The sequence below is a fragment of the Candidatus Nitrospira neuquenensis genome, from assembly GCF_979578155.1.
This window is the reverse complement of the sequence record NZ_CEFZDU010000022.1, coordinates 179,196-198,266: the sequence shown is the minus strand read 5'-3', so window position 1 is coordinate 198,266 and position 19,071 is coordinate 179,196. Positions and strand designations below refer to the sequence as shown.

Below are 19,071 nucleotides of genomic sequence, written 5' to 3'. Positions count from 1 at the left end.
CCCTGACGCCTTCGATCACCACCGCTCGCCCAGTGCCATGCGCGTTGATCTCAACTGCGACATCGGCGAGTCGGCCGGGCCGGACCTCGTGGCCCGGGACGAGGGGATCATGGCCTTCGTCACCTCCGTCAACATCGCCTGCGGCGTCCATGCCGGCAGCCCCGCCTTGATGCGTCGGCTGGTCCGCGCGGCCAAGGCCCGGGGCGTCGCCGTCGGCGCGCACCCCGGCCTGGCCGACCCGGAGGGGCTCGGCCGCCGAGATCGCTCCATCACCCCGGAGGACGCGGAGGCGCTGGTCGTCGCCCAGGTCCGGGCGCTGGCGGCAATCGCCGCGGAGGAGGGCGTGGCGCTCGCGCACGTCAAGCCGCACGGCGCCCTCTATCACCAGGCGGCACGGGACCGCGCGCTCGCCGCGGCGCTCGCGCGGGCGGTGGCGGCGGTGGATCGGCGGCTGCTCCTGTTCGGGCTCGCCGGCGATCGAGGCGGCGCGGGCCCGGGGTCTGCGGGCGGTCGAGGAGGCCTTCGCCGACCGGGCCTACCGGGCGGACGGGACCCTCGTGCCGCGCAACCAGGCGGGCGCGGTGATCGTGGAGGCGGCGGCGGTGGTCGCGCGCGTGCGGCGGATGGTCCGCGAGGGGACGGTGTGCAGCGTGGAGGGGGCCGAGGTCCCCCTGCGCGCCGAGACGATCTGCCTGCACGGCGACACGCCCGGCGCGGGGCACCTGGCCGAGCTGGTGCGCGCGGCGCTGGAGGCGGACGGCGTGACGGTCATGGCGGTGGGCCATGGCCCCTGAGCCGGCGCGGATCCTCGTCGTGAAGCCCGGCCTGCTCACCACGGTGCAGGACCTGGGGCGGCCGGGCTGGCAGCGGTTCGGGATGCCCGTGGGCGGGGCCATGGACCAGCTCGCGCTCCGGCTCGCGAACCGCCTCGTCGGCAATCCGGATGGGGCGGCCGGGCTGGAGATCACGCGGATCGGGCCGACGCTCCGGTTCGTGAGCGACGCGCGGATCGCCCTGACCGGCGCGGATCTTTCGCCCGCGCTCGACGGGAGACCCGTGCCGCTGTGGACTACGGTGACCGCCCCGCCCGGTACGCTCCTGACCTTCGGGGAGCGGCGCGCCGGCGCGAGGGCCTACCTGGCCGTCGCGGGCGGCCTCGACGTGCCCGTCGTCCTGGGCAGCCGGGCGACCCATGTCCCGAGCCGGACCGGCGGACACGAGGGGCGCGCGCTCGCAGCCGGGGACGAGCTGCGTGGCGGGCCGCCGGGCGCAGAGCCGGTCGCGCGGGCAGGGCTGGGAGTGCCGCCGGACCTCCGTCCGATCTACGCCCCCTCGCCGGTATTGCGGGTGTTGTCGGGCCCGCGGGTGGAACGGTTCACCCCAGGGGCGGTCGCGACCCTCGTGAGCCACCGCTACGCCCTGTCCCACCAGTGCGACCGGATGGGGTACCGGCTGCTCGGCCCGACCCTCGATCGGCGCGACGGGGGAGAGATCGTCTCGGAGGCCATGCCCCTGGGCGCGCTCCAGGTGCCGCCCCACGGCCAGCCGATCCTGCTCATGGCCGACCGGCAGACGACCGGCGGCTATCCGGTCCTCGCCGTCGTGATCTCGGCGGACCTTCCCCTCGCGGCCCAGCTCGCACCGGGCGACCGGGTCGGCTTCGCGCTGGTCGGGATCGAGGCGGCGCAGGCTCGGCTCCGGGAGCAGCGCGCGCGTCTGGACGCGGCGCTGCCCCCGGTCGGCTCATGACCCGAAGCGGGTAGGACGCTCGGGCGTTATTTCATCCGCGTCGCTTCCTTCACGGGAGGCTCGATCTTGATCTGCGGTCCCTGCACCTTCGGCAGGAGGCCGGCACCCGGCTTCTCGAGGATCCGCTGATCCTCGGGATTGGTGAGATGCTGCGTCACATGGGCGTCCTCGGCCGCCGCCGCTTCCAAGCTGGCTTTTTCGCCCGTCGCGTTGGTCTGGCCCGGATCGTTCGCGAGGGGTTGGCCGGTGACCGGGCTCACGGCGCTGCCGGCCGGATAGCCGGGGTGTTTGGGCAGCATCGCCGGGTTGGCGAGCGCGAGCGAGGCGCAGCACACGACGCCGATCAAGAGGCTGATCGCGACAAGAGAAGTCTTCATGGCGTTCACTCCTTTCGTACGAGAAAAAAGGCCCTCTCCGGTCGCAGCAGACCTGAGAAGGCCATCCAGGAGGTGCCCGGTGTTCTGGATCCCGATCCGTCCCCGTCGATTGCCCGGCGACATTGCGGATCCTTCCGTTGTCACGATGCTCTTTACCATGCGCCGCCCGGCCGGTGCTTGTCAACCTGCACCAACAACGTAGGGGCCGGGCATCGTCGCCCGCGCCGCGATACCGCCCCACGGCCGGCCGATCCTGCTCATGGCCGACCGGCAGACGACCGGCGGCTCTCCGGTCCTCGCCGTCGTGAGCTCGGCGGCCCTTCCCCTCGCGGCCCAGCTCGCGCCGGGCGACCGGGTCGGCTTCGCGCTGGTCGGGCGCAAGGCGGCGCAGGCTCGGCTCCGGGAGCCGCGCGCGCGTCTGGACGCGGCGCTGCCCCCGGTCGCGGGGTGAAGGTCAGGGGAGAGTGGAATCGAAGAGCTGGCCGTCGTTCACCGGCGCGCCCTGGCTCTGGTCGTGCGGGACGCCGACCCCGACGCTGCCGGTGCAGGCCACGCCCTCGAAGTGGAGGGGGACGACGTGCGAGCGCCAAGCGATCAGGCTGAAGGAGCAGTTGTTCTGCTCCTCCAATTCGACGATGGAGCCCGGGGCGTCGGCGCAGGCGGCCAGGTGGTAGCGACCGGCGGCTCGGTGGTCAGGTAGTACCGCGTCGTGGACGGCGGGGCGGCGTGGCGTAGCCGCCGTTGATGTCGAACAGGCCGCCGCGCCGCGTGACGTAATCGTCCTGGTCCATGGCCTGGCGCGGCGACAGGATCTCCAAGCCCTTGCCCCGCACGTCCAGCGTGGTCGTCACGTCGTCGCACTGGGCCACGCGGGCGTAATTCGGCGGGGGCACGATGCGTGTCTTGGTCTGGACCTGCCCGGCGACCTCCGGCATTTCGTGGATGACGACCGCGACATCGTCGTTGGTCCGGTCGCTGACGATGATCGGGAAGGTGCCGAGGTTGAAGTGGAGCCGGCCGAGGGGGTGCCCCGAGAAGTCGTGCTGGTGCCCGCCGTTGGTGCAGAGCCCGCCGTTGACCACGGGCTCGGTGCAGACCGTCGACACCGGTTCCTTGAGGCCGACGATCTGGTGGGTGAACTGGCAGTCCAGGTAGTGGCCGTCCCGGATGTCGTAGCAACTGAAGAAATTCAGGAACCGGCTGGGGGCGTTCGGGTCGGACGGGGCGGGGCTGAAGTCGGTGAACTGACCCCGGGCGGCGTCACGTCCCGTCAGCCACAGGCCCAGGCAGAGACTGAGGATCGTCAGCAGGCGGGTGCGACCCATGGCGACTCCTCCTTAACTGCGGCGACCGGCGCGGCCGTGCGCGCTTGACAGGCCTTGAGGGATTCTTGACAATCCTCGCCATGGCTTCCCGTCGCCCGCCCAAGTTCTTCCAGGGGCTGACCTTCCCCGCGCCCCTGCCCACCAGGCCCGTCTCCAACGGCGAATATGCGCCGGGGCCCCAGACCGCGGGGCAGGCCGCCGTCGAGCACCTGATCGGCCGGCTGGCCGACCGGGCGGGCCGGCGGCTGGGGCTCAGCCGCCGGGACTTCCTCAAGACCACCGGGGGGATGGCCGCGGCGCTGCTCGCCATGAACTCGGTGTTCGGCCGGTACTTCGACGTGCTGGAGGCGGAGCTGGTGGAGGCGGCGGCCTTCGACGAGCGCCGCGGGGAGCCCTTCTTCATCTTCGACGTGCAGACCCACTACGTCAGCGCCGGCTTCGACCCGCAGAACGCGGAGGCCGGCCGGCGCGGGGCCGTGACGAAGGAAGGACTCCTCGCGCTCCGGCGGCGGGCACGCGAGGCGGGCATGAACCCCAAGCTGAAGGCCGACCGCGGGACGCTCGACGACCTGTCCTGGGAGACCTTCATCCGGGAGGTGTTCCTCGAGAGCGAGACGACGATCGGCCTGATCAGCACGCCGCCCGGCCCCTACCCGCAGGAGGCGGTCGTGCCGCCGAAAGAGATGGCCCACATCCGCGACGAGGTCAACCGCGTCGCGGGCTCGCAACGGATGCTCGCGCACGGGCTGGCGACGCCGCAGCTCGGCAAGGCCGACCTGGAGTTCATGGCGCTGCAGGCCGAGACGCTGAAGGTGGACGCCTGGAAGTGCTACACGGGCGCGCCGCCCAGGGGTCAGGAGCACGGCTGGTGGATGGACGACGAGCGGGTGGCCTACCCCATGCTGGAGCGGGCGCGGGCGCTGAAGGTGCCGCGGGTCTGCGTCCACAAGGGGCTCCCCCTGGGACCGGTGGCGGAGTACAACCATCCCAAGGACCTCATCAAGGCGGCCAAGGACTTTCCCGACCTCCGGTTCCTCGTCTATCACTCGGGGTTCCGCGGCGCGCGGGGGCTCACGGAGGCCTTCGCGGCGACGGGCGAGATTCCCTGGACGAGCGAGTTCTGCCGGATGAAGCGGGCGGAGCCGGGGATCACGAACATCTACATGGAGCTGGGCTCGACCTTCGCCCAACTGGTGACGGCCGACCCGCTGATCTGCGCGCACCTCCTGGGCGAGGTGATCGCGGCCTTCGGCGCGGACCATGTGCTCTGGGGCACGGATTCGATCTGGTACGGGACGCCGCAGTGGCAGATCGAAGCCTTCCGGCGGTTTCAGATCCCCGACGAGCTGATCGAGCGGAAGGGCTACCAGCCGCTCACGCGCGAGGTGAAGGCGCGCATCTTCGGCCTGAACGCGGCGGGGCTGTTCGGCGTGGATGCGGCGGCCAAGCGGCGCGAGCTGCCGAAGGATGCGCTGAGCCTGATCCGGATGGCCTACCTGGAGGAGGGGCCGGCGCCGACGCACCGCGTGTACGGCTGGGTGGCGGGGTGAGGGGGAGGGACTCGGCCCGGCGCTCCCGCGCCTGCCGAAGCGACCAGTCGGGATGTATAATGGCGGCCGCCACCGATCCCGGGCCCGGAGCTAGGAAGCCGTGAGCGATCGCAGACAATCGGCCGCCCAACCAGATGAGGACCTGGAGGACTTTCTTCCCGCCCAGATCAAGAAGCTCATTAAGAATCCGCAAACCGACCTGCCGCGCATCGCCAAGAATCCCAAGCTCACGGCCCTCATCGAATCGGCACTGCGCGGGCTGCCGACGCGGCATGATCTGCACCGGCAGGATGCGCGAGACGGCCTCCTCCTTCCGCCGGAAAGCGTGCATCTGGTCTTGACCTCTCCGCCCTATTGGACCCTCAAGGCGTACCGGCGCACCAAAGGTCAACTCGGCTTCGTCGAGGATTACGACGAGTTTCTGGGGGAGCTCGACCGGGTCTGGAAGCACTGTTACGACCTGCTCGTGCCGGGCGGACGGCTGATCTGCGTGGTCGGCGACGTCTGCCTGTCTCGTCGCAAGAACGACGGCCGGCACACCGTGGTGCCCCTGCATGCCTCAATCCAAGAACATTGTCGAGCCTTGGGGTATGACAACCTCGCTCCCATCATCTGGCACAAGATCGCCAATGCGGCCTATGAGGTGGAGAACGGCTCCGGTTTTCTCGGCAAGCCCTACGAACCCAACGCGGTCATCAAAAACGACATTGAGTTCATCTTGATGCAGCGCAAACCAGGGGGCTACCGGAGCCCGTCGCTTGCCAAGCGGGCCCTGAGCCTCATTGCCACCGACAACCACAAGAAGTGGTTTCAGCAGGTGTGGACGGGCATTCCCGGTGCGTCGACCAAGCATCACCCGGCTCCGTTCCCCGTCGAGTTGGCCGGCATGCTGCTCCGCATGTTCAGCTTCGCGGGCGATACCGTGCTCGATCCCTTCATGGGGACGGGCACGACCAATATCGCGGCGGTCCAGTGGGGCCGGAACAGCGTCGGTGTCGAAATCGATCCCCACTACTTCGATCTGGCCTGCGAGCGCATGGCGACGGCCACGAGCGATCTGTTCGGACGCGCCACCCTCAACGTCGTGAAGCCCGAGGCCAAGGCCGAATGAACGACCTCGATCGGCAATTGGCGAAGGCGGTGCGCCAGTTTTGGCAGACCCGCCGAAAGCAGGAACGACGACAAGGGCGAGCCACGGGCAAGAAGGATCAGGGCAGCCGCAGCGCCGTGACCGGCGGCGCCCAGATGGACGGTTTGGTCCACCTGGTGAGTCGGTTACTGATCGAGAGCGGCATTCCGGAGGGCACGATTTTCAGGAAACGACGAGTCGAGCTGCCGGGGTTCTTTCGGCCGACCAAAGAGTGGGATCTCCTGGTCGTCGCGGATGGCTCTCTTCTGGCCTCCATCGAGCTCAAATCCCAGGTCGGTCCTTCTTTCGGGAACAACTACAACAACCGTACGGAAGAGGCACTGGGGAGCGCAACAGACCTCTGGACGGCCTATCGAGAAGGTGCGTTCAAGGCATCTCCGAGGCCGTGGCTGGGTTACCTCATGTTGTTGGAGGAGTCGCCGCGCTCGATGTCGGCGGTGACGGTCGCGGAGCCGCACTTCCCGGTGTTCCCTGAGTTCCGTGCCGCGTCCTATGCGCAGCGGTACGAGCTGTTCTGTCGCAAGCTCGTGCGCGAGCGACTGTATGACTCTGCCTGCTTTCTGCTTTCTGATCGCGTCGGCGGGTTAAAGGGTGGGTACAGGGAGCCGAGCCAGGAGTTGTGCTTCAGCAAGTTCGTGACGTCGTTGACGGGCCATGCGGCCGCCTGGGCACGCGCGGCTCGGGGCCGATGATTCAGCGTGAGGAGGAGAACGAAACCCATGAAGAGCGAAGTTCTGTACCCCGGCGCGTTTCCGATGGCGCGGGTGGCGCTGGCGGCGGGGGAGAGCGTGAAGGCCGAGTCGGGGGCGATGGTGGCCTGCTCGCCCACGGTGGACGTGGAGAGCAAGATGGAAGGCGGGTTGCTGGGCGCCCTGTCCCGCCGCGTGCTCTCGGGCGAGCACTTCTTCTTCCAGACACTCCGGGCGACGCGCGGGGCCGGGGAGGTGCTGCTCGCGCCGACCGTGCCGGGCGACATCATCCTGCTGGAGCTCGACGGGGTGACGGAATACCTCGTGCAGAAGGACGGCTTCCTGGCCGGGGCGGAGGGGATCACGATCGAGAGCCGGATGCAGAGCCTCGCGCGCGGGCTGCTCGGCGGCGAGGGGTTCTTCATCCTCCGGATCGGCGGGAACGGGGCGCTCATCCTCAACAGCTTCGGCGCGGTGCACCGGGTGGAGCTCAAGCCGGACGAAGAGTACATCGTGGACAACAGCCACCTGGTGGCCTGGACGGCGACGACGACCTACAACATCGAGAAGGCGTCGGCGGGCTGGATCGCGAGCTTCACTTCCGGGGAGGGCTTCGTCTGCCGCTTCCGGGGGCCGGGGGTCGTCTACATCCAGAGCCGAAACCCGAGCGGCTTCGGCGCGTGGATCCGGCAGTTCATCCCGACGTCGGAATAGCCGCGGTCGCCCATGGCCGCTCCTGCCAACGCGCTCTGCTTCGGGTCTGACCTGCCCGCCGCGGGCGTGCCCTGCCGCGCCGGCGTCGCGCCGGAGGGGCTCGCCGTCGAACTGCCCGGCCTCCCGCCGTCCACCGTCCCCTTCGCGGGCCTTGCCGTCGAGGCCGGCGGCTTCGACCATGACCACCTCATCGTCAAGTGGGCGGCCGACGGCGTCTCCCGCAGGCTCTACCTCAAGGACCCGGCGCTGATCCTCGCCTTCCGCGCCGCCGCGCCGCCGGAGGTGACGGGCCGGCTCGAGGAGACGGCCTCGCGAGTGCGGCGGGCGCGGACGAGGCGGCGGACGGTCCTGGTGCTGGCCGTGGCCGGCGTGATCGGCGCCGGCCTGGGCCTGTGGCTGGGGTTCGACGCCTGGGTCCGGCTGGCCGTGTCCCGGGTGCCGGTCGAGTGGGAGCAGCCGATCGGCGAGGCGGCCCAGCAGGAATTCCTCGCGGGCCAGACGGTGATCCGGGAGGGGCCGCCGGTCGAGGCGGTCAACGAGATCGTCCGGCGGCTCGTCGAGGCGGTGCCCGACAACCCCTATACCTTCCGCGTGACGGTGGTCCGCAGCGACACGGTGAACGCCTTCGCGCTGCCGGGCGGCTACGTCGTCGTGTTTACGGGGCTGCTCAAGCAGGCGGACAGCCCGGAGGAGGTGGCCGGCGTGCTGGGGCACGAGCTCACCCACGTGCTCAAGCGGCACGGCGTGGAGCGGATCGTCAAGACGCTCGGCCTCGTGGCGGTGGTGACCATCTTCACCGGCGATCAGTCCGGTCTGGTGGGGCTGGCCAAACGGCTGGGCGTCGAGCTGCTGACGCTGAAGTTCGGCCGGGAGCAGGAGACGGAAGCCGACGTCGAGGGGCTCAAGCTGCTCCACCGGGCCCGCATCCCGACCGACGGGCTGATCCGGTTCTTCGAGCGGCTATCGGACAAGGACAAGCTGCAGGTCGAACTGCTCTCGACCCACCCCATGAGCGCGGCGCGGGCGGCGCGCCTGAAGGCGGAGGCGGCGGCGCTGCCGAGGCGCGAGCCCGAGCCCTTCGCCTTCGACTGGCAGGCGGCGCGGGCGGGACTGTGAAGGGTGTCCCTCCGAGGTGAAGCGGTCCGTCGAGCGGCAGAAGAGGGCCTACCTCTCCCTTAGCGGGGGGGCGGCGCCAGCGGGTTTGCCGACATCAGCGTCCAGCACGACCAGTACGTGCACGAGAAATGGGGAGTCTTCCTTGCAGCACGCTGCGCTCCGCCGTCTTCGTCGACACCTCCGCGTTCTACGCCCTTGCCGACAAAACCGATCGGTGTCACTCCCGCGCCGTCCGGTTCGTCCAGACCAATGCGCGGCGGCTCGTCACCAGCAATCTCGTGGCCTATGAGACCATCACCTTGGTGAGGATGCGGCGGGGCTTTGGCCGGCCGTGAAAGTCGGACGGCAGTTGTTCGATGCCGGAGATACGCCGCTTAAGCGCGTGACGCCGGACGATGAACGCACGGCCCAGGACATCTTCAGACGTTATCGGGACAAGCGGTTCAGCCTCGTGGACTTGATCGAGCTTCGCCCTGATTCAGCGGTATGGAATTCCGGCCGCCTTCGCTTTCGATGACGACTTTCGCCGGGTCGGTCTCTGCATGGGTCATCCCTCGATGGACCAGCCTTGAGTTTGGGGAGAAGACGCGCCGATGCGTCTGGGCCTCATCGCGGACACGCACGGCCTGTTCGATCGGGCGATCCTGCGCGAGTTCGCCGGCGTAGCCCGCATCCTCCACGCGGGCGACATCGGCGACCGGTCGGTGCTCCGACGGTTGGAGGCGATCGCGCCGGTCACGTCCGTGTCGGGGAACGTGGACGGCTACGACGAGAGCGGGCTGCCCGTCGAGACGGTCCTGGAGCTGGCGGGCCTGCGGGTCGCGATCCGGCACGTGCTGTATGAGGGCGGGAAGCTGACGAAGGAGGGCCGGGCCTTCCTCGATCGCGTGAAGCCGGACCTCTGCGTCTTCGGTCACACGCACCAGCCGAGGATCGAGCGGCTCGGCGGGACCCTCCTGGTCAACCCCGGCTCGGCCGGCCCGCGGCGTTTTCGCCTCCCGCGCGGGGTCGGGCTCGTGACGATCGAGGGGGGCATCGCGACGCCGGTGCTCATTGCGCTGGGCAACCGGCCGGAATAGAGTTGCCGCGGCGTGCGCGGATCCGCGGCGCGCCGGGCTTGACAACCCCCCGCCGTCGCGGTACAAGCGCGAACCCGTTCCGTTCTCCCTCCGCGACGGAGCCAGGATGACGCCACCGTTCAAGTCGCTCGCCGGCGCCGGCCTCTTGCTCTGCGCGGCGCTGGCCGCCGGCGGCTGCGCCGCGGTCGGCGTCTGGCCCGTCCCCGCCACGCACGAACTTCCGCCCCAGACCAGGGTCGTGCCCATCGGCGCGGTCAAGGGCTATGCCAAGGACTGGTTCTTCACCTTCGGCGGGGTGCCGGACATCATGCACCCGGACATCGCCCAGGCCGCGACCAAGGACGCGCTAGCCGCCACGCAGGCCGACCTCCTGACCAACGCCACCTACTCGCTCTACGTCACCCGGATTCCCCTCGGCCTCTACATCGCGGGGGTGAACGCCTGGATCATCAGTTGGACGGTGGAAGGAACGGCGGCGAGGTTCGAGCCGATGCCGCCCGCGCAACCGAGCCCGCCGACGCCGGAGCCGCCCCATGGGCCGTGACCGGACGCGGCGCGCCGTCCTGGTTTCGGCCGCGGGCCTGGCGCTGGGGCTGGCCCTGGCCGGCTGCTGGACGCGGCTCGGCACCAACATCCCGACGGACACGTTCGTGCCGCCGGGCGCCGTCGTCGAGCCCCTGGGGCCGGTGTCGGCCACCAAGTCCGTCGGCCACTGGCTCTGGGCCGTGGAGGCGGACAAGGCCTTCTACGACGAGGTCAGGCGGATGGCGCTGAAGCAGAGGGGCGGGGACATCCTGATCAATCTCAAGGTCAAAACGACCCTGGGGTCCTACCTGGACCTCTACTACACGACCGAAATCACGATCGAAGGCATCGCGGCGCGGGTCGTGATGCCGGCCGCGGCCCCGCCGGGGTCGTGAAAGACGAAAAAAGCGGGGCGAGGGGGGACCACCCCCTGGTGGAACCCCCTCGCCCCCGGGAGACGGACCGCGTGGGACGGGCTGGCTACTTGTACTGAGAGGTCTGGGCCACCGTTCCTTCCGTTTCGATGCAGTCCTGGCCCCAGATGAGGGGGATCGCCCAGGACTTCATCGTCAGCACGATATCCACCATCACGTCGCCCTTCGCCTTCTCCAGGGCGTCGTCCATCGCTTCCTTCCAGTTGACCTGGCCCAGCGGGATCATCCCGAACACCTTGTTGATGCAGTGCTCGCCGGTGACCCGGTCTCCCATCCTGAGGCCCGAGACGTCCACGTTCTTCGTGCTCAACACGGTAAAATCACCCAGCCGAGTGGCGCAGCCGTCCAGCACGAGCAGGCCCAGGCCGAGCGCCAGGGCCACGACCATCCGATCTGCCGTCAGTTTCATCGGGCTCCCCCTTTGTCAGGACTCTCACCTCAAGGAATGCACGTCGGCCGCCGGCCTTACGACTTCTTCCCGAACTCGCCCCGCGCCACCTTCCCCTCGACCTTGAAGCAATGCTGGTTGAAGAGGATGGTGACGACGTGGGTTTCCCACAGGACCGCATCGGCGACCACGTCGCCCTTGGCCCGCTCCAGGGCCCGATCCATCGCGGTCTTGAAGTTCGGCATCATGGGGCCGCCCGCCGGGATGATCCCGAGGATGTTGCTGGAGCAGTCCTCGCCCTCGACGGTGTCGCCCTTCTGGGAGAGCAGGCTGATGTTTTTCGAGCTCCCCACGGTGAAATCCCCGATGCGCATGGAGCAGCCGCCCAGCCCGAGCGCCGCGCCCAGGACGACGACCGCCAACAAGCCCCCTCTTCTCCGCATAGCGTCCTCCTTGTGAAGGTCCCCGCCGCCGTGCCGCCGCCTCCGCTACTGCGCGGCACGAGTGATCCGGTACTGCCCCCGCGGCCCCAGCGCCTCGGGGGTCGGGATCAGGAGCGGCGTCTGGTCGCGGTTGAGCTTCTCCGACGCCACCCTGGTCACCTGGTCCTTGACGAAGCTGTAGAGCTCCTCGACCTGGATGGTCCCGTTCCCGTCCCGGTCCGCCTCGCCCCGCAGGCCCTTGAGCAGGAAATAGGTGAAGAGCCCGTGCCTCTCGTCGTCATAGTCCGAGCTGATCTGCGTGCCGGAGGCGGCCGACAGCACCACGGCCTTCTTGACGCTCGACGCCGTGTCCGGGGCCAGGCCCATCGGGCGGGCGCCGGAGGGCAGCACGGACCGGCCGGTCGCGCCGGAGAAGCAGGAGTCGAGCATGACGACGACCTGCTTGGAAGGAAGCTGGTCCAGCCGCTCGTAGAGCCGGTCGAGCGGGTACAGCTTGCTGGCGAAATCGGGATGGCCGTCGTAGGGGACGAGGAAGGCCTTGCCGTTCGCCAGGTTGGGCATGCCGTGTCCGGCGTAATAGACGAACACCGCCGTGTCGGGGCCGACCTGCCGGGGCAGCCACTCCTCGACGTAGGCCGCCAGGTCGCTGGACGTGGCGCCCTCGTCCAGGAGCACCTTCATCTTGGAGCGGGCCACCCCGGCGACGGACTCCAGGTAGGCGGCCATGATCTCCGCGTCGCGCCGCGCGTAGCGGACCTGCGGGATGGACTCGTCGCGGTATTGGGAGATGCCGACGATCAAGGCGACGGCGTCGCGCGCCTTGGCGCCGGCGGGCGGCTTGGGAATGTCGTCCACGTCGCTGGCCTTGACGGGAGCCTGCGTCCGCGACTTGCCGCCCTTGCCCGCCACGACCGGCTGGTCCAGCGTCCCTGGCAGGGCGGTGAGGGTGTAGAAGTAGACCGGATCCAGGCGGTTGGTCAGCCGGGCGGAATCCCAGGTCCGACGGAGCACGCGGGTCATCGGCTCGTAGCCGTCCTTGCGGATCTCGACCGTGAAGGTCTTTTCCCCGCCCGAGGGGTCCCTGAACGTGACGGGGCTCGTGCCGAGCTCCTTGCCGTCGAGGAGGATCTTGGCGCCCGAGGGCTCGGTCCTGATGGTGACGTGGACGGCGGGGTCCCCGTGGACGAGCGATACGGGCGAGAACCCCTCGGCGCACCCGCTCAACAGGGAGGCGGCGAGGAGCCCGGGCAGGAGCGCCTGGAGCCGGTGCGCGACGGAGGCGCGGCGGGACCGATGAGGGATCATGGGAGCCTCCCACCAAGACGGGAGGATCGTCGTCGCCCATCGCGGGAACGATCGTGGACGCCGCGCTCCGCCGCCCTCCGAAGGTGTTAGGGGCTGCATCGTAGGACCGAGCCGGGGGTTTGTCAAGGCGAAGCTGAGGGGGAAAGACTTTGCTTTCCCATGTCCGAGTTGCTAGATTCTGCCGTCTTGTCGCGCGCCGGGCGCGCGCACACCGGGGAGGAGCCCTGTGCGGGTCAGTGTGCGATCCGTTTGCCGAATCGCCCTGGCGGCATGGCTGCTGTTCGACCTCGGAGCGGCCTCGGCCGCGCCGCCGGTCCAACCGGAGCTCTGGGTCGAGGCGGACGGGGTCGTGTTCCTGGGCCAGGATACGACGCTGGAGGCGGCCCAGCGCGGCTCGCTGGAGGCGGCGCGGCGCGCGGCGATCGAGCAGGCGGTGGGGACCTTCGTGACGGGGTCCACGGTCGTCAGGAATTTCCAGCTCGCGGACGACCTGGTCCATGCCGTCGTCCGGGGGGTGATCGTCGAAGAAAAGATCCTGAACCGGGGGCTGGCGGACGCCAAGGACGGGGAGGGGATGCTCTATCGCACCAGGATCAAGGCCAGGGTGCGCGGCATTCCGGTCGAGCGGCGGGGCACCTTCGGCGTCAGGCTGTCGCTCAACCGCGAGGTCTACAAGGACGGCGACGAGGCGGTCATCCGGATCACGCCCACCGACGACGGGTACCTGTATCTTTTCAACGTCAGCCAGGACGAGCACGTGACGGTCCTGGCGCCCAACCGCTACGAGCCCGAGGTCCGGCTCGCCGCCGGCCGCGAATACCGGTTCCCTTCCGAGACGCTCCTCCAGCAACGCGTCCGGCTCAAGACCTGGTTGCTGCCCGGCACGCGGACCGCCGCCGAGAAGATCAAGGTGATCGTCACCCGCAGGCCGGTGGCCCTCCTCAAGGGGCAGGCGGCGGAGGCGGTCTTCCAGGAGTACGAGCCGTCGCAGACGGCCCTGCTCGTGGACCTGATGCGGGCCCTCGCCGCGCTCGACCCCGCCGACTGGGCGGAGGCGACCGCGGAGTATTCGATCCGCCGGTAGCCCTACCTCCGATCGGCTTGCCCCATCCGCCGGGGCTCTGCTACCTTTCCCCCTGTACGCACGCTGGCAAGGGACGCGGAACGGTCGCGTCTCGCGTCCCTCGACGTCAACCGGGAGGTCATCATGTTGAAACAGCTCCTCGCGCTCTCCGTTGCTCTGGCGTTCATGGTCGCGCCGTCGCACGACGCCCGGGCGGGCACCGCGGACACGGGGCCGGGCTGCGGCCTGGGCAAGGTGGCCTGGGAGGATTCCAAGCTCGGCCAGGGCATCGGCCCGCAACTGCTCATGTCCACGACGAACTCGATCACGATGCCCTTTGCGATCACGACGGGCACGCTGGGCTGCAAGAACGACGGCAAGCTGTGGTCCGAGGACAAGGCGCGGGTCTTCGCGACGCTGAACCCCGAGGACCTCTCGCAGGACATGGCGCGGGGCGAGGGCGAGCACCTGGCGTCGCTCGCGACGCTGCTCGGCGTCCCGGTCGAGCGGCGGCCGGCCTTCTTCGCGCTGGCCCAGGCGCAGTATCCGGCGCTCGCGGAGGCCGCGCGGACCTCGCCGGAAGCGATGCTGCTCGCTCTGCGCCGGGCGATGGCGGCGGACCCCGCCCTGGCCCAGGTGGCCCTCGCGCGGTGAGATCGGTCGGCTTCCGGCCCCGGGGGGCCGGAAGCCCGCCTTCCCGCCCGCGACGCTCCCCGCTTCCGCGTGCTATCCTCGCCCGTGCTCCGCCGCCGCCACGTCAAGCCTCCGCCCCTCGCCTTGGCGCTGCTGCTGGCGATCGCATCCCCCGCCGTCGCCGATGGACCGGACCCGACCTACCTCCCCGAGCTGGTCCGGCGGGCCGCCGACCTGAAGCTCGCCGAGCGGCGCGAGTGGCGCCTGCTGCTCCATGACCGGGAGAACCTGCTCGGCGGCTGGACGAGCGAGGTGGACGATCCCGGCTTCTTTCTGTCGCCGGACGGCAAGACCGACCCCGAGGCGGAGCTCGATGCCACGCTCGCCGGCTTCTTCTCGGCCGAGCCGGTGGGCCGCTCGAAGCAGCCACCGCAGTGCGCCTTCATCGCGCGGCGCGAGTGGCTGCGGGCGGAGCTGCAGTTCGACGCCCGCCGCCTGCCGCCGGACCCCTGCGAGCGGTTCGACGCCTGGTACCGGGAGATCAACCCGACTTCGCTCACGCTCATCTTCGCCGCGGCCTACCTCAACAACCCCTCCTCCATGTTCGGGCACACGTTCCTGCGCGTGGATCAGCGGGGGCAGACCGAGCAGACGCGCCTGCTGGCCTATACGATCAACTACGCGGCCGAGGTGCCGCCGAACCCCGGGCTCGAATATGCGGTCAAGGGCGTCTTCGGCGGGTACCGGGGGGCCTTCTCGATCGCGCCCTACTACCTCAAGGTCCAGGAGTACCGGGACATCGAGAACCGGGACATCTGGGAGTACCGGCTGAATCTCACGGAGGCGCAGCTCCGGCTGGTGCTGATGCACGTCTGGGAGCTGGGCCACGCCACGTTCGACTATTTCTTCTTCAAGGAGAACTGCGCCTACCACATCCTGGGGTTGCTGGACGTGGCCGACCCGTCGTGGCATCTGGTGGATCGGTTCGTGGTCTGGACCGTGCCGGCCGACACGATCCGCGCCCTGCTGGACCAAGCCGGGCTCGTGGGGGAGGTCGTCTCCCGTCCCGCGCGCAGCACGCAGATCAAGCGCAAACGCGAGACGCTCTCGGGGGAGGAGCGGTCCTGGGTGCGGCGCCTCGCCGACGACCCGGCCGCGGCGCGTGCCGCGGAGTTCACGCGGCTGGCGGTGGACCGGCAGGCCTTCGTCCTGGACCTGGTGTCCGACTACCTTCGCTACCGCGGCGCGACGGACGAGGCCGCGGCGGAACGGGACAAGGCGCGGAACCGGGAGATCCTCCTCGCCAGGAGCGCGCTCCGCGTCAGCTCGCCGCCCTTCGCCGTGGAGCCCTTCGTCCGGCCGCCGGAGGACGGCCACCGGACGTCCCGCGCCGGCGCCGGCTTCGGTTGGCGGAACGGCGGGCTGTTCGAGGAGGTGACGATCCGGGCGGGCTACCACGGCCTGCTCGACCCGGACCCCGGCTATCCCCGGGACGCGCAGCTCGAGGTCCTCGCACTCAGCCTCCGGCACTACCAGCAAGACAACAAGTACCGGCTGGAGCAGCTCCGGCTGCTGGACATCGTGTCGCTCTCCCCGATCGACGGCCTGTTCCGGGCGCCGTCCTGGAAGGTCCTGGCCGACTACGAGACGGTGCATCGGCCCGGCTGCAATTACTGCGGCAACGTCAACGTGAACGGCGGGGCCGGGGCGGCGGCGGAGTCGGCCCTGTGGCGCCGCGAGGTCTACTTCGCCTTTGCCGAGCTGGACGCGAACTACGGCCGCGCCTGGACGGACAACTACCGGATCGGCGGCGGGGGGACCGTCGGGCTGCTCGCGACGCTCTCGGACCGCTGGAAAGTCATGGCCTCGACCGGCTACCTGTACTATCCTCTCGGCGACCGCTCGGATGACTTCCGGGTCTTCGTCGGCCAGCGGTACACGCTGGCGCAGAACCTCGCGGTGCGCATGGAGTTCACCCGGCGGTATGACGACCGGCAGGTCGTCTTCTCGATCCAGGCGTTCTTCTGATGACCAGCCCGCTCGACCGGATGTTCATCTACCACCCGCAGCCCTGGGTCGAGCGGGACTGGGCCCGCGCGAGCCGCCTGCCGCTAGAGGACGTCTGGTTCCGGGCGGCCGACGGGCCGCGGCTGTTCGGCTGGTACGTCGAGGCGCCCGGCGCGGCGGCGACCCTGCTCTGGTGTCACGGCAACGCGGGCAACATCATCCACCGCCTGGAGAACCTCGGCCTGCTCCATCACCTGGGCCTCTCCGTGTTCCTCTTCGACTACCGGGGCTACGGGCGCAGCGAGGGCAGCCCGTCGGAGGAGGGCCTGTACCGCGACGCGGAGGCGGCCGCTCGCCACCTGCGGGAGGTCCGGCAAGTCCCGCCCGGACGGCTCATCCTGTTCGGCCGCTCGCTGGGCGGCGCGGTGGCGGGGGACCTCGCCGCCAAGCAGCCGGCGGCCGGCCTGATCCTGGAATCGGCCTTTCCCTCCGTCGCGGCGGTCGCCAAGCTGATGTACGGCGGCCTGCCGATGCACCTCTTCCTGCAGGCGCGGTTCGACCTCGCGGAGCGATTGGGCCGGGTCTCGATCCCCGTGCTGGTCATCCACGGGGACCAGGACGAGCTGATCCCGGCGGAGCTCGGGCGAGAGGTCTTCGCCGCGGCCCGGGAGCCCAAGCAGTTCTACCTGGTGCGCGGCGCGGGCCATAACGACCTCTACCACGTCGGCGGCGCGGCCTACTTCGAGCGCCTCGGGCGGTTCGTCGGCGAAGTCGTCCGGTGAGCCGGCCGCCCTCGCGCCGCTTCCGACGCCCACCTTGACAAGGGAGGGTGCGGCTCGTCAATAATCCGCCCGGCCGGCGGACGGGCGGCGCGCGTTGCTCCGCTCGCCGGACCGAGGAGTCCCATTCACCACCCAATCCAGGAGGTCGTATGAAGGGAGTTGTGATGGTCGTCGTGGCCGCAGCGTTCCTCTCCGGGTGTACCGGCGCCATGGTCGGCTTTCAGCCGAGCGTTTTTACGGCCGGGCCGGGATTCATCGTGACGGATGTCCAGGGCGGCAGCCTGATCGTGGACAATCGTGCCTCCATGACCAAGACCGGCAAGTCCTGCAGCAGCGAGGTGCTGGGGCTGGTCGCGACCGGCGACACGCGCGTCGAGACGGCCATGCTCCAGGGCGGGATCACGAAGGTCGCCCACGTCCAGCAGTCGCTCCGCAGCTACGTGTTCGGCATCTACGCCGAGGTCTGCACCATAGTCCGGGGAGAATAGCCCGGTCCCCGTTGGCGGCCGCGAAGCGATTCTGCTACAGTGCGCCGACCCGAGGGGCGGATCGGCGCCCCCCAGGGGGCGGCGGTGGGGGATGTGGAGGCCGGGAGGTGACGCAGTGGGGAGAGGGAAGGCGGGCGTGAAGCGGTGGGCGGGCCGGCTCGCGGGCGGCGTGCTGGCTCTGGCGTTGACCGGGTGCGCGGGGCTGGGGGAGCTGTTGCCGGAGAGCCGGCCATCCACCTGGCTGCCGGACCCGGTGGCGGGCGAAGCCGAAGCGCCGGCCTCCCCCTTCGGTTTCCCGATCGAGCCCGCGCCGCCCCTCGTGCCCACGGCCCAGGCTTCCGCCGACGCGCCCGCGCGGCCCGCCGCATCGGCCGTCGCGGAGGCGGCCGCGCCCGCGGAGGCCGGCAAGGAGCCGGCGGCGGGGCAACCGCCGGCGGAGCCGGGCGGCGGGGACAAGACGGAGGAGTTCGTCGATCCCTTTGCGCAGGCGGGCGAGGCTGGGGGCGAGTCGGCCGAGGCGTACGATCCCCTGGAGCCCTTCAACCAGGCGATGTTCACCTTCAACCGGAAGCTGGACGAATACCTCCTCAAACCCGTCGCGGAAGTCTACGACAAGGTCGTCTGGGACCCGCTGGAGTTCGGCATCCAGAACGCCTTTCACAACATCCGGACCGTGCCGCGGGTGCTGAACAACCTCTTCCAGGGCAAGTTCGAGGGGGCGGCGATCGAGGTCGGCCGGCTCGTCATCAACTCCACCTTCGGCATCGGCGGCTTCTTCGACTTCGCCGGGGAGGTCTTCGAGCTCAAGACGCCCGATGAGGACTTCGGTCAGACGCTCGGCTCCTACGACGTCAAGCCGGGCCCCTATCTGGTGATCCCCTTCCTCGGCCCCTTCACGCTGCGCGACGGGTTCGGGTTCGTCATGGACATCGCCCTCGACCCCTTCAACTGGTTGATCCTGCCCTTCGTGCAGATCCACGACGGGCCGCAGCTCGTCACCAACGACTTCACCTCCAGCATGGCCAACATCGGGGCCCGGGCTGGCGACATCGTCAACACCCGCTCGATCAACATCGACAAGACGTTCGAGGGCTTCGAGGAGGTGACCGTGAACCTCTACGGCGCGGTCCGCAGCGCCTACCTGGAGAAGCGCGCGAAGATGATCCGCGAGTAGCCGCGCGCGGGGGGCGCAGCACCCCCGCCGTCCCACCCCTCCAAACAGACGGAAGCAGTTTCGGTCCCTTCCACCCGCGG

Annotated in this window: 22 protein-coding genes and 1 pseudogene; 17 read left to right on the top strand and 6 right to left on the bottom strand. The window is 69.8% G+C overall.

From position 1 onward, the window contains the following. The first annotated feature begins 37 nt into the window (after nucleotides 1-37). Nucleotides 38-794: pseudogene (locus tag AC1U7O_RS09765) on the top strand (5-oxoprolinase subunit PxpA). Continuing rightward, nucleotides 784-1,749, top strand: a complete 966-nt coding sequence (locus AC1U7O_RS09760; RefSeq protein ID WP_479894556.1) for a 5-oxoprolinase subunit C family protein — start codon at nucleotides 784-786, stop codon at nucleotides 1,747-1,749. Before AC1U7O_RS09765 ends, AC1U7O_RS09760 begins: the two are co-directional and overlap by 11 nt. Nucleotides 1,750-1,775: 26 nt before the next feature. Here AC1U7O_RS09760 and AC1U7O_RS09755 read toward each other — a convergent pair whose 3' ends face one another. Beyond that, on the bottom strand, nucleotides 1,776-2,126 hold the full coding sequence (locus tag AC1U7O_RS09755; protein ID WP_479894555.1) for a hypothetical protein: 351 nt from the start codon (nucleotides 2,124-2,126) through the stop codon (nucleotides 1,776-1,778). A 211-nt stretch (nucleotides 2,127-2,337) separates the two neighbouring features. Here AC1U7O_RS09755 and AC1U7O_RS09750 point away from each other — a divergent pair, with 211 nt between their 5' ends. Further along, a complete protein-coding gene (locus AC1U7O_RS09750) occupies nucleotides 2,338-2,577 on the top strand; it encodes a hypothetical protein (protein WP_479894663.1) in 240 nt (79 codons plus the stop codon). A gap of 3 nt (nucleotides 2,578-2,580) precedes the next feature. Here AC1U7O_RS09750 and AC1U7O_RS09745 read toward each other — a convergent pair whose 3' ends face one another. Further along, nucleotides 2,581-2,754 carry a hypothetical protein gene (locus AC1U7O_RS09745; protein ID WP_479894554.1) on the bottom strand — a complete coding sequence of 58 codons (174 nt, stop codon included), beginning with the start codon at nucleotides 2,752-2,754 and terminating at the stop codon, nucleotides 2,581-2,583. A 64-nt stretch (nucleotides 2,755-2,818) separates the two neighbouring features. Continuing rightward, on the bottom strand, nucleotides 2,819-3,451 hold the full coding sequence (locus AC1U7O_RS09740; RefSeq protein ID WP_479894553.1) for a hypothetical protein: 633 nt from the start codon (nucleotides 3,449-3,451) through the stop codon (nucleotides 2,819-2,821). A gap of 80 nt (nucleotides 3,452-3,531) precedes the next feature. On the opposite strand from AC1U7O_RS09740, the gene AC1U7O_RS09735 reads away from it, so the two are divergent. From AC1U7O_RS09735 to AC1U7O_RS09700, 8 genes are all read left to right on the top strand, one after another. Continuing rightward, the gene (locus AC1U7O_RS09735) at nucleotides 3,532-5,001 is read left to right on the top strand and encodes an amidohydrolase family protein (protein ID WP_479894552.1); all 1,470 of its coding nucleotides are present in this window, start codon (nucleotides 3,532-3,534) and stop codon (nucleotides 4,999-5,001) included. Nucleotides 5,002-5,101: 100 nt separating this feature from the next. Beyond that, complete coding sequence (locus AC1U7O_RS09730) at nucleotides 5,102-6,112, top strand: DNA-methyltransferase (protein ID WP_479894550.1); 1,011 nt, start codon at nucleotides 5,102-5,104, stop codon at nucleotides 6,110-6,112. Then, nucleotides 6,109-6,843 (top strand): PaeR7I family type II restriction endonuclease, encoded by a 735-nt coding sequence (locus tag AC1U7O_RS09725; RefSeq protein ID WP_479894549.1) that lies wholly within the window; start codon nucleotides 6,109-6,111, stop codon nucleotides 6,841-6,843. The genes AC1U7O_RS09730 and AC1U7O_RS09725 overlap by 4 nt, the downstream gene beginning before the upstream one ends. A gap of 27 nt (nucleotides 6,844-6,870) precedes the next feature. Next, nucleotides 6,871-7,554, top strand: a complete 684-nt coding sequence (locus AC1U7O_RS09720; protein ID WP_479894548.1) for a TIGR00266 family protein — start codon at nucleotides 6,871-6,873, stop codon at nucleotides 7,552-7,554. Nucleotides 7,555-7,566: 12 nt separating this feature from the next. After that, nucleotides 7,567-8,670 carry a M48 family metallopeptidase gene (locus AC1U7O_RS09715; protein ID WP_479894547.1) on the top strand — a complete coding sequence of 368 codons (1,104 nt, stop codon included), beginning with the start codon at nucleotides 7,567-7,569 and terminating at the stop codon, nucleotides 8,668-8,670. Nucleotides 8,671-9,263: 593 nt separating this feature from the next. After that, on the top strand, nucleotides 9,264-9,749 hold the full coding sequence (locus tag AC1U7O_RS09710) for a metallophosphoesterase family protein (RefSeq protein ID WP_479894546.1): 486 nt from the start codon (nucleotides 9,264-9,266) through the stop codon (nucleotides 9,747-9,749). Nucleotides 9,750-9,855: 106 nt separating this feature from the next. Then, complete coding sequence (locus AC1U7O_RS09705) at nucleotides 9,856-10,293, top strand: hypothetical protein (protein WP_479894545.1); 438 nt, start codon at nucleotides 9,856-9,858, stop codon at nucleotides 10,291-10,293. Then, nucleotides 10,283-10,669 carry a hypothetical protein gene (locus AC1U7O_RS09700; protein ID WP_479894544.1) on the top strand — a complete coding sequence of 129 codons (387 nt, stop codon included), beginning with the start codon at nucleotides 10,283-10,285 and terminating at the stop codon, nucleotides 10,667-10,669. Before AC1U7O_RS09705 ends, AC1U7O_RS09700 begins: the two co-directional genes overlap by 11 nt. 85 nt (nucleotides 10,670-10,754) lie before the next feature. Here the strand turns inward: AC1U7O_RS09700 and AC1U7O_RS09695 are convergent, their stop codons facing one another. From AC1U7O_RS09695 to AC1U7O_RS09685, 3 genes are read right to left on the bottom strand one after another with little or no spacing between them, the layout of a single operon-like run. Continuing rightward, nucleotides 10,755-11,117, bottom strand: a complete 363-nt coding sequence (locus AC1U7O_RS09695; protein WP_479894543.1) for a hypothetical protein — start codon at nucleotides 11,115-11,117, stop codon at nucleotides 10,755-10,757. Between the two features lie 56 nt (nucleotides 11,118-11,173). Continuing rightward, nucleotides 11,174-11,539, bottom strand: coding sequence for a hypothetical protein (locus AC1U7O_RS09690; protein ID WP_479894542.1), 366 nt, complete (start codon nucleotides 11,537-11,539; stop codon nucleotides 11,174-11,176). 45 nt (nucleotides 11,540-11,584) lie between these two features. Continuing rightward, on the bottom strand, nucleotides 11,585-12,844 hold the full coding sequence (locus AC1U7O_RS09685; protein WP_479894541.1) for a caspase family protein: 1,260 nt from the start codon (nucleotides 12,842-12,844) through the stop codon (nucleotides 11,585-11,587). Between the two features lie 226 nt (nucleotides 12,845-13,070). On the opposite strand from AC1U7O_RS09685, the gene AC1U7O_RS09680 reads away from it, so the two are divergent. From AC1U7O_RS09680 to AC1U7O_RS09655, 6 genes are all read left to right on the top strand, one after another. After that, nucleotides 13,071-13,928, top strand: a complete 858-nt coding sequence (locus AC1U7O_RS09680; RefSeq protein WP_479894540.1) for a DUF4384 domain-containing protein — start codon at nucleotides 13,071-13,073, stop codon at nucleotides 13,926-13,928. Between the two features lie 123 nt (nucleotides 13,929-14,051). Continuing rightward, entirely contained in the window at nucleotides 14,052-14,561 is a 510-nt protein-coding gene (locus tag AC1U7O_RS09675) for a DUF3015 family protein (protein WP_479894539.1), read from the top strand. 69 nt (nucleotides 14,562-14,630) lie between these two features. Continuing rightward, a complete protein-coding gene (locus AC1U7O_RS09670) occupies nucleotides 14,631-16,568 on the top strand; it encodes an Lnb N-terminal periplasmic domain-containing protein (RefSeq protein ID WP_479894538.1) in 1,938 nt (645 codons plus the stop codon). Then, complete coding sequence (locus tag AC1U7O_RS09665) at nucleotides 16,568-17,329, top strand: alpha/beta hydrolase (RefSeq protein ID WP_479894537.1); 762 nt, start codon at nucleotides 16,568-16,570, stop codon at nucleotides 17,327-17,329. The genes AC1U7O_RS09670 and AC1U7O_RS09665 overlap by 1 nt, the downstream gene beginning before the upstream one ends. Before the next feature lie 149 nt (nucleotides 17,330-17,478). Beyond that, nucleotides 17,479-17,817, top strand: coding sequence for a TRL-like family protein (locus tag AC1U7O_RS09660; protein WP_479894536.1), 339 nt, complete (start codon nucleotides 17,479-17,481; stop codon nucleotides 17,815-17,817). Between the two features lie 136 nt (nucleotides 17,818-17,953). Continuing rightward, nucleotides 17,954-18,991: an MlaA family lipoprotein gene (locus tag AC1U7O_RS09655; RefSeq protein WP_479894535.1), complete on the top strand. Its 1,038-nt coding sequence runs from the start codon at nucleotides 17,954-17,956 to the stop codon at nucleotides 18,989-18,991. The last annotated feature ends 80 nt before the right edge of the window (nucleotides 18,992-19,071 follow it).